The organism is bacterium (genome assembly GCA_016699125.1).
GTDB lineage: Bacteria > Babelota > Babeliae > Babelales > Vermiphilaceae > AWTP1-30.
This window is the reverse complement of record CP064961.1, coordinates 585,471-599,324: the sequence shown is the minus strand read 5'-3', so window position 1 is coordinate 599,324 and position 13,854 is coordinate 585,471. Positions and strand designations below refer to the sequence as shown.

Annotated in this window: 13 protein-coding genes and 1 pseudogene; 1 reads left to right on the top strand and 13 read right to left on the bottom strand. The window is 37.9% G+C overall.

Annotation, left to right across the window (positions count from 1 at the left end):
- Position 1 precedes the first annotated feature (1 nt).
- The 12 genes from IPG37_02785 to IPG37_02730 form a co-directional block, all read right to left on the bottom strand.
- The gene (locus tag IPG37_02785) at positions 2-727 is read right to left on the bottom strand and encodes a hypothetical protein (GenBank protein QQR53363.1); all 726 of its coding nucleotides are present in this window, start codon (positions 725-727) and stop codon (positions 2-4) included.
- 192 nt (positions 728-919) lie between these two features.
- The gene (lepB, locus tag IPG37_02780; protein QQR53362.1) at positions 920-1,888 is read right to left on the bottom strand and encodes a signal peptidase I; all 969 of its coding nucleotides are present in this window, start codon (positions 1,886-1,888) and stop codon (positions 920-922) included.
- A 77-nt stretch (positions 1,889-1,965) separates the two neighbouring features.
- Positions 1,966-2,886 (bottom strand): M23 family metallopeptidase, encoded by a 921-nt coding sequence (locus IPG37_02775; GenBank protein ID QQR53361.1) that lies wholly within the window; start codon positions 2,884-2,886, stop codon positions 1,966-1,968.
- Positions 2,870-3,646 carry a hypothetical protein gene (locus IPG37_02770; protein ID QQR53360.1) on the bottom strand — a complete coding sequence of 259 codons (777 nt, stop codon included), beginning with the start codon at positions 3,644-3,646 and terminating at the stop codon, positions 2,870-2,872. The genes IPG37_02775 and IPG37_02770 overlap by 17 nt, the downstream gene beginning before the upstream one ends.
- 2 nt (positions 3,647-3,648) lie before the next feature.
- Complete coding sequence (locus tag IPG37_02765) at positions 3,649-5,427, bottom strand: BatD family protein (GenBank protein ID QQR53359.1); 1,779 nt, start codon at positions 5,425-5,427, stop codon at positions 3,649-3,651.
- Entirely contained in the window at positions 5,411-6,529 is a 1,119-nt protein-coding gene (locus IPG37_02760; protein ID QQR53358.1) for a tetratricopeptide repeat protein, read from the bottom strand. The genes IPG37_02765 and IPG37_02760 overlap by 17 nt, the downstream gene beginning before the upstream one ends.
- Entirely contained in the window at positions 6,526-7,590 is a 1,065-nt protein-coding gene (locus IPG37_02755) for a VWA domain-containing protein (protein ID QQR53357.1), read from the bottom strand. Before IPG37_02755 ends, IPG37_02760 begins: the two co-directional genes overlap by 4 nt.
- A complete protein-coding gene (locus IPG37_02750) occupies positions 7,539-8,534 on the bottom strand; it encodes a VWA domain-containing protein (GenBank protein ID QQR53356.1) in 996 nt (331 codons plus the stop codon). Before IPG37_02750 ends, IPG37_02755 begins: the two co-directional genes overlap by 52 nt.
- Before the next feature lie 58 nt (positions 8,535-8,592).
- Positions 8,593-9,324: a 1-acyl-sn-glycerol-3-phosphate acyltransferase gene (locus IPG37_02745; protein ID QQR53355.1), complete on the bottom strand. Its 732-nt coding sequence runs from the start codon at positions 9,322-9,324 to the stop codon at positions 8,593-8,595.
- On the bottom strand, positions 9,321-10,253 hold the full coding sequence (locus IPG37_02740) for a hypothetical protein (GenBank protein QQR53354.1): 933 nt from the start codon (positions 10,251-10,253) through the stop codon (positions 9,321-9,323). The genes IPG37_02745 and IPG37_02740 overlap by 4 nt, the downstream gene beginning before the upstream one ends.
- Positions 10,254-10,372: 119 nt before the next feature.
- Positions 10,373-11,347, bottom strand: coding sequence for an IS481 family transposase (locus IPG37_02735; GenBank protein QQR54280.1), 975 nt, complete (start codon positions 11,345-11,347; stop codon positions 10,373-10,375).
- Positions 11,298-12,674, bottom strand: a complete 1,377-nt coding sequence (locus tag IPG37_02730; protein QQR53353.1) for a hypothetical protein — start codon at positions 12,672-12,674, stop codon at positions 11,298-11,300. Before IPG37_02730 ends, IPG37_02735 begins: the two co-directional genes overlap by 50 nt.
- A gap of 151 nt (positions 12,675-12,825) precedes the next feature.
- Between IPG37_02730 and IPG37_02725 the strand changes: the two genes are divergently transcribed.
- A complete protein-coding gene (locus IPG37_02725) occupies positions 12,826-13,674 on the top strand; it encodes a hypothetical protein (GenBank protein QQR53352.1) in 849 nt (282 codons plus the stop codon).
- Here the strand turns inward: IPG37_02725 and IPG37_02720 are convergent.
- Positions 13,671-13,808: pseudogene (locus tag IPG37_02720) on the bottom strand (transposase). The gene IPG37_02725 and the pseudogene IPG37_02720 overlap by 4 nt on opposite strands.
- Positions 13,809-13,854 lie beyond the last annotated feature (46 nt).

Genomic DNA, 13,854 nt, shown 5'->3' with positions numbered 1-13,854 from the left:
TTTATTTAAAAAATGGCTGTATGAAACTCGACATTTGATCTTGGAATGTTGGATTTGGAGGGCCAGGCAGCCATTTACCAGTTTGCTGATGGTTTTTGAAATGAGATGTTGCCCATATACCAAAAATACCAACCCCTCCAGCTAAGAGCCAAGGATGCGCCTGAAACCATGAAGTCACTCCATAATGCGGATTGAAATTCGGGCTTTTTAGCGTTTCTTTTTCTTTACTCTTCAGTTTCCAGTCTGTAAAGAAAGGTGCATTATCGTTTGCCTTGAGGTCTTCTTTATTAACATCTGACTGAAGCACAGGGGTAAAGAAATAACCTATTCCAAACCATGTCAAATAAGAAGCTAACGTTTGAAAAAAACCATTGCATTGTTTAGGTAATCCTTCATAGACTTGCTTCTGCACGGAGGAATCAAATTCGTTCTGTATGGCCACCTCATCTGTGGCGCCTGCTGGAAAAGACCCAGATTCTACACGTTTTTGCCATACATCTTTTTTTATTTCATACCGTACATCTTCAAATTGAAAGATATGAGACTGCTGAGTACTTCCACGATAAGTCTGTTGGTCATTTATCACTGTTAATCGTTGTTGTCGATCACCTTCAAGTTTGCGAATATGAGATGTACCAGAATACCATTCATCCTGTTCCATCCCCAATCCAGCTCCAAACCAACCACCTATCAACAACAACAGCCCTAAAATCTTTTTTTTCAGCATATGTATATCCTTATTTGTGATGCACAAAAACTATAACCATAACGTCTCACTTCAAAGATTAAAAGTACCTTAAAAAAAGGTTTTTTCAACTTTTTTATAAAAAAACTGCATATGAACCGTTGCACCCACAACAGCTCACACACAGTTTTTTATCACAAAATCTACAAATATATTTAAAAATACGCTCCTGTTTTAATACACCGGTTGCATAAAACGGGAATAACGGAGCCGTGTCCAGAAATCGATCGGATGCTTCAAAAGATCGACTGCTGCCCATGACTCATCACTGTCAAGCGACCAGATACGAAACACAATACGTCCATGAATCTGATCTGCTTTTATCGGTCCCAAGAAACGGCAGTCTTTGCTACCTAGACGATTGTCGCCCATGCACCAGTATTCATCAGCAGCAAGTTCAATATAAAAGGTATCAGACTTATTCCAATATCGCTTATTGCCTGCAACTGCCTGCCGATCATTTGCCTGGTTGATCTGAGTAGCCGGGTACAACAGTTCAGGTTTTTGCTGCTGATTTTTGATGATTCGTTTTTCATCAATCCGATAAAACGGTTGATCTATATATGACGCCGCCGGATCATATGATCGAAAAGTCGTTTTTTGTGCCCACTTTTGCATCAAAAGCTGTTCAATATCAAGGCCATACATACGCCCTCTGCTCATCACCGCACTCAGCTCCGTTTCGATCTGCGCACGCAACTTTTCAGGATCGTCGGTCCAAAGGTGAATCAGCGGCAACCTATTAACATATGGTTCATCCAGAAGTTTACCATTCACATAAATAACCGGTTTTCCATTTTCAACCTTACCTTCTACAATGTCACCAGGAACGGCAATAACACGCTTTGTCCAGTTTGAAGGCCCCCACACATATTTTTGAAATAAGCTTACAAACTTATTCTTCGAATATTCAAATTCTGGGTCATTGAAAGCGATGATCTCTCCACGACGTGGACTGCGAAACCAGTATGTTAACTTATCGGCAAAAAAGCGATCACCAACAAGCATGGTCGTTTCCATCGATGGTGTCGGAACCTGATATAAACCAAAGAAGAACGTGCGCACTAAAAATATAAGTGCAAGCAGCAGAATAAATTCTATGGCCTGGTCTAAAAATGATTTCTTATCTTTTTGCTGATACATAATCGCAAAATCCTTTCATGTTACAAGTAAAATTTTACTAAGTATAAACCTATTACAAAAATTTTTCATTATCAACTTTATCCATGTGGCAGCCATCTCAATGGATTCATTCTTCGATTATACTGAAAAACTTCAAAATGCAAATGCGAACCATCGCGTGTCTTTTTACGAATATGCCCCGTTTCACCGACCGTACCAATGATCATTGACCGGGTGACCTTTTGTCCACGTTTCACCAGAACTGAATGTAGATGCGCATACCGAGTCATCAGTCTGTTTTCGTGTCTGAGTAAAATCGAATTACCAAATCCACCGTTGTACCGCGCTTCAACGACCACTCCATCGGCAGCGGCAAGCACAGGCGTTCCTTTCACCGCAGCCATATCAATACCATGATGAAAACCGATAGACCCATCTCTTTTTTTTCGTGGGCCAAACAAAGAAGAAAGCCAAAATTTTCCTTTTTCAATCGGCCAATGTAAAAAACCGTTCGTTTGAAAGACAAACTGTCTCTTGCGTGGAACTATTTTTTGTTTTGCCTTGTGACGATGTTTGACCAGGGTGACGCTGCTTTTTTTAGACCTAACAGTGCTCTGACCGTCTAAAAACTGTTCATCAAACGAACGCAAAAGCAGATCAAGCTGCTGACTTTTAAAAAAATCGGATGCCGATTCATACAGATATCCTGCGGTGCGATTTAATAGTAAAAAATTATTCGGCAACTGGTCTTGCTGGCAAAATGCATCATCAGACTGTGCCATTGTATTAGAATAACTACATGAACCACATACAAATTCATTATTCAAAAGGTCATCACATAGGTCCACGCGTATACGATACAACTGCACCATCTGAACAAGCTCATCAAACGTCACCTTTATCAGTATCAACTCATACACAAGCAGAATACACAAAAGCGGAGCCACATAGAAGCATGTAGTGGTAACCAGATGAAAAAAAGAAACAGAATGCGTATATTTTTTATGATTTCCATTCATGCAGTTCCACATGTGTATAATCACGTTCTACCGTCCACACTGCCTCTGACAGAACCCAGCCCGTTACCGTATTAAAAACTATATGTGCCCACCCTTTTTTATACCCTTTAATAACACATTCAACAGACGCTGGCACCACCATTCGAACCTCAAAAGCATCAGAAGGTCCAACACGTACCTCTGTTGCTTGTAACGTCACTCCGTAACATGCCTGTTTAACATAAAAGGCATAAGAAAAGAAAAGCAGCAACAGGAGACTTAAAAAGCTACATAAGCGTTTATAAAAAATCGTAACCCGAGCATAATTAGTTACAAAAAAAAGAAAACAGAACAGGCAAAAAATGATTATACATTGCCAAAAAATCACAGGTATCCACTGTGCCGATTCAATAACAGAAAAAAGCATTTGATGCATTCTGTTGTTTGACCAACACAATGGATGAGGTTGTGCCTGTTGTGCATTCTCAAGCAGAAAGGTTTTTAAAAACTGGTTGGCACGAACTGCAAGCGTCCGCCCACCATGACGCATAATAAAACGAAACAATGCATATGACTTTGCCTTATTACCTATATAAAAATGGCACAAAGCCATGTTCAAAAAAACAGCCGGAGTTTTTGGCTCTATTTTTTCAAACAGACCTAATGCCGCCTGGTACTGCTTATCATCGTACAAAGAGACAGCCTCACCAAAGGAGTTGACATTAAAACCTGCAACCGCAACTCCTGTTTGGCATAGATACAAAAGAAGGAATATCAACATTTTCACAAACCCTTTTGCTTAAAAAATCTTATCCAATGATAGGTCTCTGTCCAGAGACTCTGCTGTATCGACCGTTTATTGTACATGTATGTAGATTCTATAATATCGGCAACAAATTTTTTAAACCGCACACGCTCATGCTCAGATGAAAATGAACATTTTGTCTCCAATTCGTTTATAAAAAAGAATTCCTGCTGCTCTTTTTGAGTAAGTACACCCCGATCATAAAAAAACTGCGCTAAAACAGGGAAAATCATATCTACTCTTTTGTGCTTTTCAAATCCATATAATGCTTGAAAGGTTCTTCTGTAGGCTGTTTTTCTGCGATAAGAAGGAATACTGTAGCCAATAAAAAACAAGATAAGAGGATGAAAGAGGAAACTATAAAACAGTAAAAAAATACCAAAATAAAAAAGCCAATCCGGCAGGCCAACTGCTCCATAGTACCCAGTAGATAGATCTGTACAGACAAGATTTTCAGTAGCTATGTTCTGTGTCTCGTCCGCATTATCCTGTACCGATTTCACAGCTCCGTCAGGAGTCTGTTGCTCTGCCTGTTGATCGTTTTGTATGACCGAATGAGAAAGATCTTTTGCTTTTATCATAAGATCAACCGCTTTTGATTTTAAAAGCAGATGCTTTTCAAGTTTAGGATTAAAAAAGATAAATGTTTGTGATGGAATAGTCACAACTCCATCATGCACAGCCTGTACGACATATTCAAATGTTTTTACTTCTTCTTTATGCTGTTCTGATCGAACCTGCGACTCAAAAGCACGCAGCTGCAAAGGCATATTTTGAAGAGGTGGGTGCTCAAGCATATGCATATTCCCTTGCCCAGTCAAGCTAGCCGATAACACAAGTGCATCACCAACATGCAAAAACCGTGTGGAAACAGTTATATCAAAGGAAGTAAATTCACCAACAGCGATCACCTCCTGCTGTTGATAGAGCGGCACTTGGGCAACCTCAAGCGTTAAAGCATCGGTATACACATGCTTATTTTTCTGTTGTTGAAACATAAAAGCAAACCCTGAAAACAAGGAAGCCTGCTGATCATCTTCAATCGCATATTCTGCATGAAACGGCTTTAAGAGTAGGTCTCCCGCTTTTGTAAACAGAAGATCAAACTGCCATTCAAGATACTTAAAAGGCTTTTGACCAATCAACTCAACACCCTCAAGCTGCGCACCTTTTTGTTCAATATGTATTCCATCAAGTTGAGGAATCTGTACATTTTTCAAAGTAACCTGCATCTTTGCCGGACAATAAAAACGCACCATACATGGTATTTTTTCACCTTGGTATAATCGATGATCAATAACAATAACCGTTTTCATGAACGGTTGATTTTTCTGGTCCTTCTGCTTTGTTTTTGCACCTTTTTGTTTTGTAGAGGATGCCACTTTTGTTTCCGCTTCAAGTTCTACAGAATCTGAATGATAGGTATTACCTGCAATGATAACTTTTGCAGGACCGATCGTATACTGCTTCTGTTCGCCTGCCTGAGCAACATACATGTACGTCACCGTTGTCACACCATTTACATTTGACATCTGCATGCCAGTCCGTTTTCCGTTGATCTGCTCAAGACCTTCAACAGTTGGCACCGGCGTACTCATTCCTGCATTCTTGATATGTACTTTTATCTGAAACGGAACGCCAACCGAAACTTTTTGAATAGGAACCGAGTTCATATCCAATACCGAAAGATTAACTGAAACAGCCGCCATTTCAATAAAAAATGTAGTAAAAAAAAGCAGATTACCAGTTTTTATCATCACGCGTTCCTTCAGTTTTTGATCGTATCAGCGCTTTAATCATCTGGGCATTTGCCTGTTTATCGCTTTTTTCCTGTTCTTCTAAAATACGCGCTGTACCCAAAGACAGAGCTTTTTGTTCCTCTTTTTTTGGTGTATGATCAGCAGATTCATCCGATCCACCAGCATTGGTAGTGCTCTTTGATTGCTGGTTTTTACCAGTGGTATCAGCTGCGTGCGATTGACTTTGATCCTGTTTTTTATCATCTACTGACTGATCTTTTTGACCCGATGACCCAGGTTCCGTCTCTTCCTCTTTTTCAGGTTTTGTGTTTTGATTACTGTTATTTTTATTTTGCTGATCACTTAAGTTATCTTTCTCATTCTGTTTTGACTGTTTTTGCTGATCCTTGCTCATGTTATCTTTTTTCTGATTTTTTTTATTATCATTGTGACCATCTTTTTGTTCTTTATCACGCGATTGATTCGACTTTTGTTTATCATTATTTTCTTGCTGTTCGTTTTTATCGCTTTGTTTATCTTTCGATTGATCCTGCCTGTTTTTCTTTTTATCAGACTCTTCATTCTTATTTTTTGAATCATTTTCTGTTTCGTCTGTTTTGCTGTCATTATCTTTTTTATCTTGCTTGTTTTCATCATTCTTATTTTGGTCTTTATTATCACAAGAACAATCAGAATTTTCTTTTTGCTGCTGCTTTAACTCTTCCATCTTCTGTTTATTGTGTTTTGCATACTGATCATCAGGATTTACATCAAGCGCATTTTGAAAATACTGAACTGCTCGATCAAACTGAGACTGTTTGTATGCCGCATTACCAGCATTGTACCAACTTTGAGCCTGTATTTCGGTATTATTATTCGCATGCTCAGCGGCAGAGACAAAATACCGTTCTGCAACATCATACTTTGTAAGTCGGTAGGCACACATGCCAGCGTCATAAAGCAACTCAGCATTATAAGGATCATGTACCAAAAGGTCATTAATGTATTCGGCTGCAATGTCAAACTTCCCATTTTTCATTGCCTCAAAAGCTCGTAAACGATCAAAAAAACCCTCAACAAGAAACGGCTGACATAACAGCAATATGAGAACATTTTTCATAGTATCCACTCAATCAATAAACAGGTTAACGCTCCGCCAACAAACCAATGGTATCGATCGATGAACGAGTGATGCTTGATATCTTCAAACTGCTCTTTTTCAAAAGCAGCTACTTTTTTAGCAATAGTCATCACGTCGGCTGTATCATGCGACAAAACACGAACATAATGCCCGCCAACAGCAATAGAAAGGTCATATAAACTCTTTTCATTCAATCGTGAGATCACCACTGAGCCATGAGTATCTTTTTGATGCCCCTTGAGTTTGCCTTTTTCATCAAATAATGGAATTGGTCCACCCTCAATACTTCCAATCCCAACCGTAAATATAGATAAGCCTTCTTGCTGTGCACGATTTTTGACCGAAAGCATATCCTGAGAAAAGTCTTCACCATCCGAAAAGATTGCCAATAGTTTATTTTTTTTACTCGGCATACTTTGATAGACATCAAGCGCTGTGGTTATTGCTTTTTGTAATGACGTTCCTCCAGAGGCGATTGTTTCAACATCAACAGTATCCAAAAATAGAAAAAACGCCCCATAATCCGTGGTCAATGGACACTGAATAAACGCCGAACCAGAAAACAGGATCAGTCCTATTCGTTCACAAGATAAAACTGCGACAAGCTCTTTGATCTTTTTCTTTGCACACGCAAGCCGCTGTTCCGGACAATCCGTCACGAGCATACTTCGTGAAATATCCAGTGCAATAAAAAGGTCGCGGCCCGTCTGTTTCAAGACCTCATCCTTTTTACCCCATTGCGGCCGCATTAATGCAGCATACAACAGCAAAACAGTCAAGCACATCAGAAGTGCTTTTATGTATACTTTTGTATAAGAAAAATGTTTTAATAGTTTCATTTTATTACCTGCAGGTGCAATCAAAGCGACAATGTTTAACGTTTTAAAAACCTTAAAAAACAGCAGCCCAATTGCACAACATACCGGAACTAGCAACCACCAATGCTGACCTGCATCGACCCAGATAATGCTTGAAAAAAGCTCGTTCATCATAACTGAAACCACACTCCAATCGACAAAATCAGATAAAGCATCAAGCATACAAATGCTGTAAATCCAATGGGAAAAAGCAGGTCATAAGATCTGCCAAATACAGGAACATCATGCCTTGTTTTTTCAAGTTGATCAATCGTATCATATACTTTTCGCATGTCTTTTGCATTGCGAGCCATAAAAAACTGTCCACCCGTCTGGTTGGCAATAAAAGAAAGCAGCTCAGCATTCACTTTTGGTTTTGGAACAAGACCGTAAAATGGATGCATCAAAAACTCCTCCTTTTCAGAGCCAATGCCGACTGTATATACTTTAATTTCCAACTCTTTGACTACTTTAATCGCAACAGAAATATCAAGGTCCTGATCACTCGGCTCGCCATCTGTTAAAACAATCATAACCTTATTTTTTGCCTGTGACTGCTTTAATCTATTGGCTGCAGTGATAATCGAACGAGCAAGCACGGTACCTTCTGGATCAACAATACCGATTGCCAACTCATTAATTAACTTTTTCAACATGCATTTGTCTGAGGTAATGGGGCACCGTGACATCGCATCATTACCAAAAATAACAAGCCCAATCGCATCATTTACTCGACTCGAAACAAAGCGAACCGCCTCCTCTTTTGCAATATCAATACGTGATTTTTTCTGTTCATCATAATCCATATATTGCATACTTCCAGAAACATCCAGCACCAACACTATATCGATCCCTTCAACGGGAAGTTGAGAAGTTTTATCGACAATGTGTGGCTTTCCGGCAAGCAGAAAAAGCAGAGCAAAAACTCCATATCTTAAAAAATCTAAAACATACAAAAACCAGGGCCTTGTACTTTCCATGCGCGATGCAAACACATCAACAAGTGTATAGCGATAGGTAATCGGTTTATAAAAAAAACGGCGAATAAAAAATGCAGTCAGCATCATCGGGATACTGACATAAAACGCCTCTGGTGATCCAAACTGAAAAAAGAAAGTATCGAACATACACCCATTCTTTATTTTGAAAACATATGTTGTGAGTATACCAAAAAATAAGATGATTTCATCCCTGCCGATTTTGACTTGCAAACCACTGGTCCACCGATGCTTTCAGTGATGCCCCTTTATCACTTTCATTGTATAATAATGGCTCACCAACCGTAACGGTGATCGGTACTTTTTTAATCAAAAAACTATTACGTGGATAAACTTTGTATGCATCATGAATATACACGGGAATGACTGCGCGCTTGAGTTGCTTTGCCAACCAGACATAGCCATCAAAAAAAGGTTGCAAGGCTCCATCTAACGATCGACTCCCTTCTGGAAACAGTACCACATGCGCCCCTGTTTGCATTGCAGTTCGCACTACTTTTCTTAATGAAACTGCGGCCAGACGTGGACTCAAAACATTGACCACTTGGGCAAAAATCGGCAACGTATAGCGCAAAACAAATGAATCCATCAGCTCATGTCGTGCAAGCCAAAAATGCCCCCTTTTTCCAAGCAACAGTCCAACCAATGGAATATCAAGAGAAGATTGATGATTGGCAATAATGATTGCCGGCTTTTCAAATACAGTACTGCCGTTGTTTTTATAGCTAATCGGAACCAATACACAACGCAAAACAAGCTTGTAAAAAAGATTCACAAAGAAAAATACTATCTTATTACTAAAGCGCACCTGCGGTGAAAGCAGTGCAATACAAAAAACAATAGGAAAAAACAGTAGGCATACCACGATAAGTAACAATCGCGAGACAAAGGTATGCATAAGTACAAATAACTGGCTCACTTCCACTCCTTGCCAAAATAAAGGTCACACTGATCATGAACCCGTTTAATATAAAATACCCCAATGCAGGAAATCAGCAGTGGCAAAAAAAGTATCGCAAAAATAGCGGACCAGTATGAAAAAAGAGCATGAATATACGAAACAAAATAATAGATATCTTTCATTCCGCCTAAAAAAACGTAGAATGCAAAATCGACGATAGGTAGTTTTAGCTTATCCCAAAAAGCAAAGTCAAATATCCAAGCAAAGCTAAAAATACGAGCTAAAAAATGTACGAACTCGCTTAAAAAAAAGATAGTAAAAAGCAAAAACATACCTAGAGCAGGTAATAGCCATAATACGATAATCAATGGACTGATTATGATGATCCATGTGTTTTTTTGCAAAAGTAACAGATAAAAAATCAGACCAACCAGAACGATCGGCAGATTATACAGACTCATTTTTACTGCGCGAGCAACCGAACGATAAAGCTCAGACCATCTGCCATCAGAATCGGTCATAAAAAATAGTGCGATAATTGCAATCAGTTTGAACAACGGTGCGAACCATCCTAACAGTTGTGTAAAAAAGGGATGGAAAAAAATGAACGTTAATAGCACGAAAGGCACAAAACAGCTTTTTGTTTTTGAAAAAAGGTACGCATAATTTTTACGCTCAACTGACGGCCGCACCAGAAGTACGGTCAAAAAGAGTAATAAAAAATCGCAAAATGCAATCATAAAAACTGCAGATGGCGACTGCAGATGCCCATTCAGCTGTTGAAAATGAACAGATAACGCCAACAGATACGGCAACCACAAATAGATGAGAACATTTTTATACGTAGCTTTTATCGTTTTGTAAGATGAATACAGCACTAATTTTAATGTATCAGCCCGCGCAAGCAAAACTGCTTCCTTCCACGAATAAGCAAGCTCTTTCAACATTTTTTCCCTTTTACAAATCCAGTTTAACATTGACTGTACCATAGAAAAGATGATCACACAAAATATAACCAAAATTATGCAAATAGTAGTTCTGCAAAGGTAGTTATTTTAAATTTTCATTATTTTTTTGAAGCTGTTTGATAGCTGTTTGATCCCAATAAGTAATGGGTTGGATCGAGTGTAAAATATTCTGGATGATTTGTCCACTCATTTAAAATAAACTGCCAAGGGGTTTTGCCTTTGAGAGCCTTGAGGCGTTTAGCAAAGTTAAAGGCCATTAAAAAGGAATGCAAATGCTGCTTTAGCTCGCAATTTGAAGCGTAATGAAAAGTCTTTACAGTAGCATCTTTGAGAGTTCTATTCATTCGCTCAACCTGCCCATTGGTCCAAGGATGTTTCACTTTGGTTTTTCTGTGTACTATCTGATGTTCATTGCAAACACGCTCAAAGATGTGAGGCAATGCCTTTGTATGATGAGCATGATTAGTAAATTGAATACCGTTATCTGTAAGTATTTTATGTATTTTGTATGGGACGGCTTTAATAAGATTGCGTAGGAACCCTGCCGCAATCAATTTGGTAGGACTTTCATGAAGCTCTGCATACGCAAATTTTGATGTTCTATCGACTGCGACATACAGATACAACTTACCTTCAGCTGTTCTTACTTCTGCAATATCTATATGAAAATAACCGATGAGATACTGCTTAAATTTCTTTTTTGTCGCAGAAGCTGATGTCGATTGTTTAGGTAAAACAGAACAGCCATGACGCTTCAAACAACGATGAAGACTCGATCTGCTCAAATGAGGAATAGTTTCTTGTAAGCTATATAAAACATCATCCAAAGGCAGCCCCGTCGTTTTCCTGAATGCTACTATTGTTTCCTCTTCAACTTCTGAAAGAACCGTGGATTTTACCTTTTTGGGGCCCATTGGCAGATCTTTTGTATCGTTTCGCTTTCTCCATTTCATTATTGTTTTTGGGTTGACATTAAATCTTTTTGCTGCTTTTACTATACTTTCTTTACTATTACGGATCTCTCTACGCACAGCCTCTGTCGTTCTGGCCTTTGGATGCAATACTTGTCCCATAAGTTTTTTCTCCATAAATCATTATCTTCGTAGTATACACCATAATTCTCAGGGACCAAACAGCCTTTAAACCAATCAAATCATACCAATCTTGCTTGTCTAAATGTAAAAGCTGTTCCTCCAAAGTCTCTTTCTGCTTTTGATATGCTTGCAAACCAATTTCATCTATTTTTTTTGCTAATGTGTCCAAAAATTCTACATAACAGTGATGGACGTTAAAACTACTAGGATATGCAAATTTTATAGTACTGTTACCATTTGGATCTTCAAGTCTACCAATCATAAAACGCAACACAGGTGACAAAAAGAAGCGCGGAAGCATAAAACCTTTTTTATTAATAAGTTCATTTAATAGCTTACATTTGGTCTTAAGCATGAACCATCGGTCTGAGAAAGCATTGTTCTGATTCTTTTTACCGTCTTCGAGCAGTTTTTCCATGTACTTGATCTTGTTTTCTTTTATTCGCTCGCCAAGATCAAGAATACATAGATTGATAACTTTAAGTCTTTGCAAACACTCTACTTCATCAACAGTGTATTCCTCAAGATTTGAAGTAATAGGATTAGATTGAGACAGTTGTGCAAAAACAGCAGGATATTTTTCTTGGTAATATTTTTCTATCAAAAACATATTAAACAAGCGAATGAAAGGCAATACAGTAAAAGCATGGTTATAAAGCTTGTCGTGTAATGCCGGATAATGAGGGTTTGTTTTTATTTTTGTATAACGAGCTGGCAAAAGCAACATGCTACTTAACATGACCTTTTCATTGTTGGCTAGTCCTTTTGTACAAGACTCAAGTTGTACCATCAACGCATCTTCTGCATAATACTCAGTCATTCCTGGTTTACGCAGCTGTGGAGAGAAAACCTTATAAACCTCTGCCATATTTTTGAAGAAGGCAAAGAATTCTTCTTGATTATAATTATGATTTTTACATGCTCCGTACCAAAAATTAATGCGTTTCAAGGTAGAACAGTATTTTGCCGTCAGTAAAGTCACCTCCAATGTTGGAATATCATTGGTAGACCCTAAAAATCTACTTGCCAAGTCCTCAAGTTCTTTGATCACATCCAATGGAACATCAGTGGCTATTTGAAACTTACTTTTAGCAAAAATAGGCTTATCATCAACATAGAATTTCTCGTAAAAATGTTTGTCATAACAGTACAAGGATAAACCATCCAACACCTGCAACTCTCTAAAATCTTCTAATGCGAATGGACCACGCCATGATCCTTCGTGGACAGTTGTATCCATACTTACAACAAACATATGAGCCAACAAACAGAACGATGCACAAGCGTATATTTTTGAAAAAACCATTGTAAAAAACCTTTTGTTTTAAAATTTGAGTCTCACCCGACAAACATTATAATTTAAATTTTTTAAAAAATTTACCTTTAAACAAAGTTCTTATTTAGGATATATTAACAATAGCGTTGTTATTAAATTTATAAGCAAAGGTGAAAAACAGATGAAAAAACTATTCTATATATCCACCCTTAATTTTGTAATACAAATGTATCCAATGAATAAGATGGAAAGCCATAATGGATATCTAGCTTTAACAGTTTACGCAGAACTTGCATTTGTCAATATAAACAATGCAATAAACAACACTGAAAAATCACTTGAACTAACACAGATCGATAAAAACGATAAAGCAGCAGACAATATCTGGCAGCGGCACAATAATCCAATTGAAAGAAATGAGGCACAATTAAGACGACTTACTCCAATCATTATTCCTAATTATAAAACAATTTGCTTAGTAGGCGCTACTTGTAAAGAACTTAACAAAAAGAAAAAAACTTTAATAAAGCCAATCAAGTCATGGTATGAAAAAATAAACACAGATCGCAATAATACCTTGTTGGCAGTATTACAAAATATTGTTAGGGATGATGAGTTTGCAACACGAAGAAAACTAATAAGTAACATAAACTTGAACAGCTATATAAGCATAACTAATTCTGACTTGCTTCAAAAATCAGTAATTTATGTGCATGACACAGAACATAACCCATCTGTTTTTCAATATCCTTCATTGGAAGATCAACTAAGAATAATTATAGTGATAAGTCGACCATTTTTTTTAAAAAAAATGGCGAAGACCATTTATGCCTCTGAACAAATTGAAACCCTCTTTCGTGGGCAGTTGGATCATTCTCGATTTGTAGATAAACCATTAAAAAACGTTTTTACTATAGAAGATAATAATTGGCTAGTTTATCAAAACCGCTGTGTGGAGATCAAACCTGGAGAAAATGACAGTGAAACGATATCTATCCTGAGAAAAAAGTACAGTGTGACCTCAATTTAATTAGTAGGGCATAAAAGCTTCAACCATATGTGCATAGATGCGATGTAGAGCATAGACTTGAAGTTTCTAGCGAGTTTTTCAAAATGTGTAGCAATGCTACGAAAATGCTTGAGTCGTGCAAAGAAGATTTTCAACTAAGAAAACGTACTCATGAAAAAACTGTGATATACTGAAGGTATC

Coding starts and splice junctions, on each gene's coding strand:
- IPG37_02785 (QQR53363.1), bottom strand. CDS start 727: ATGCTGAAAAAAAAGATTTTAGGGCTGTTGTTGTTGATAGGTGGTTGG.
- lepB (QQR53362.1), bottom strand. CDS start 1,888: ATGTATCAGCAAAAAGATAAGAAATCATTTTTAGACCAGGCCATAGAA.
- IPG37_02775 (QQR53361.1), bottom strand. CDS start 2,886: ATGAATGGAAATCATAAAAAATATACGCATTCTGTTTCTTTTTTTCAT.
- IPG37_02770 (QQR53360.1), bottom strand. CDS start 3,646: ATGTTGATATTCCTTCTTTTGTATCTATGCCAAACAGGAGTTGCGGTT.
- IPG37_02765 (QQR53359.1), bottom strand. CDS start 5,427: ATGATAAAAACTGGTAATCTGCTTTTTTTTACTACATTTTTTATTGAA.
- IPG37_02760 (QQR53358.1), bottom strand. CDS start 6,529: ATGAAAAATGTTCTCATATTGCTGTTATGTCAGCCGTTTCTTGTTGAG.
- IPG37_02755 (QQR53357.1), bottom strand. CDS start 7,590: ATGCTTGATGCTTTATCTGATTTTGTCGATTGGAGTGTGGTTTCAGTT.
- IPG37_02750 (QQR53356.1), bottom strand. CDS start 8,534: ATGTTCGATACTTTCTTTTTTCAGTTTGGATCACCAGAGGCGTTTTAT.
- IPG37_02740 (QQR53354.1), bottom strand. CDS start 10,253: ATGTTGAAAGAGCTTGCTTATTCGTGGAAGGAAGCAGTTTTGCTTGCG.
- IPG37_02735 (QQR54280.1), bottom strand. CDS start 11,347: ATGGGACAAGTATTGCATCCAAAGGCCAGAACGACAGAGGCTGTGCGT.
- IPG37_02730 (QQR53353.1), bottom strand. CDS start 12,674: ATGGTTTTTTCAAAAATATACGCTTGTGCATCGTTCTGTTTGTTGGCT.
- IPG37_02725 (QQR53352.1), top strand. CDS start 12,826: ATGAAAAAACTATTCTATATATCCACCCTTAATTTTGTAATACAAATG.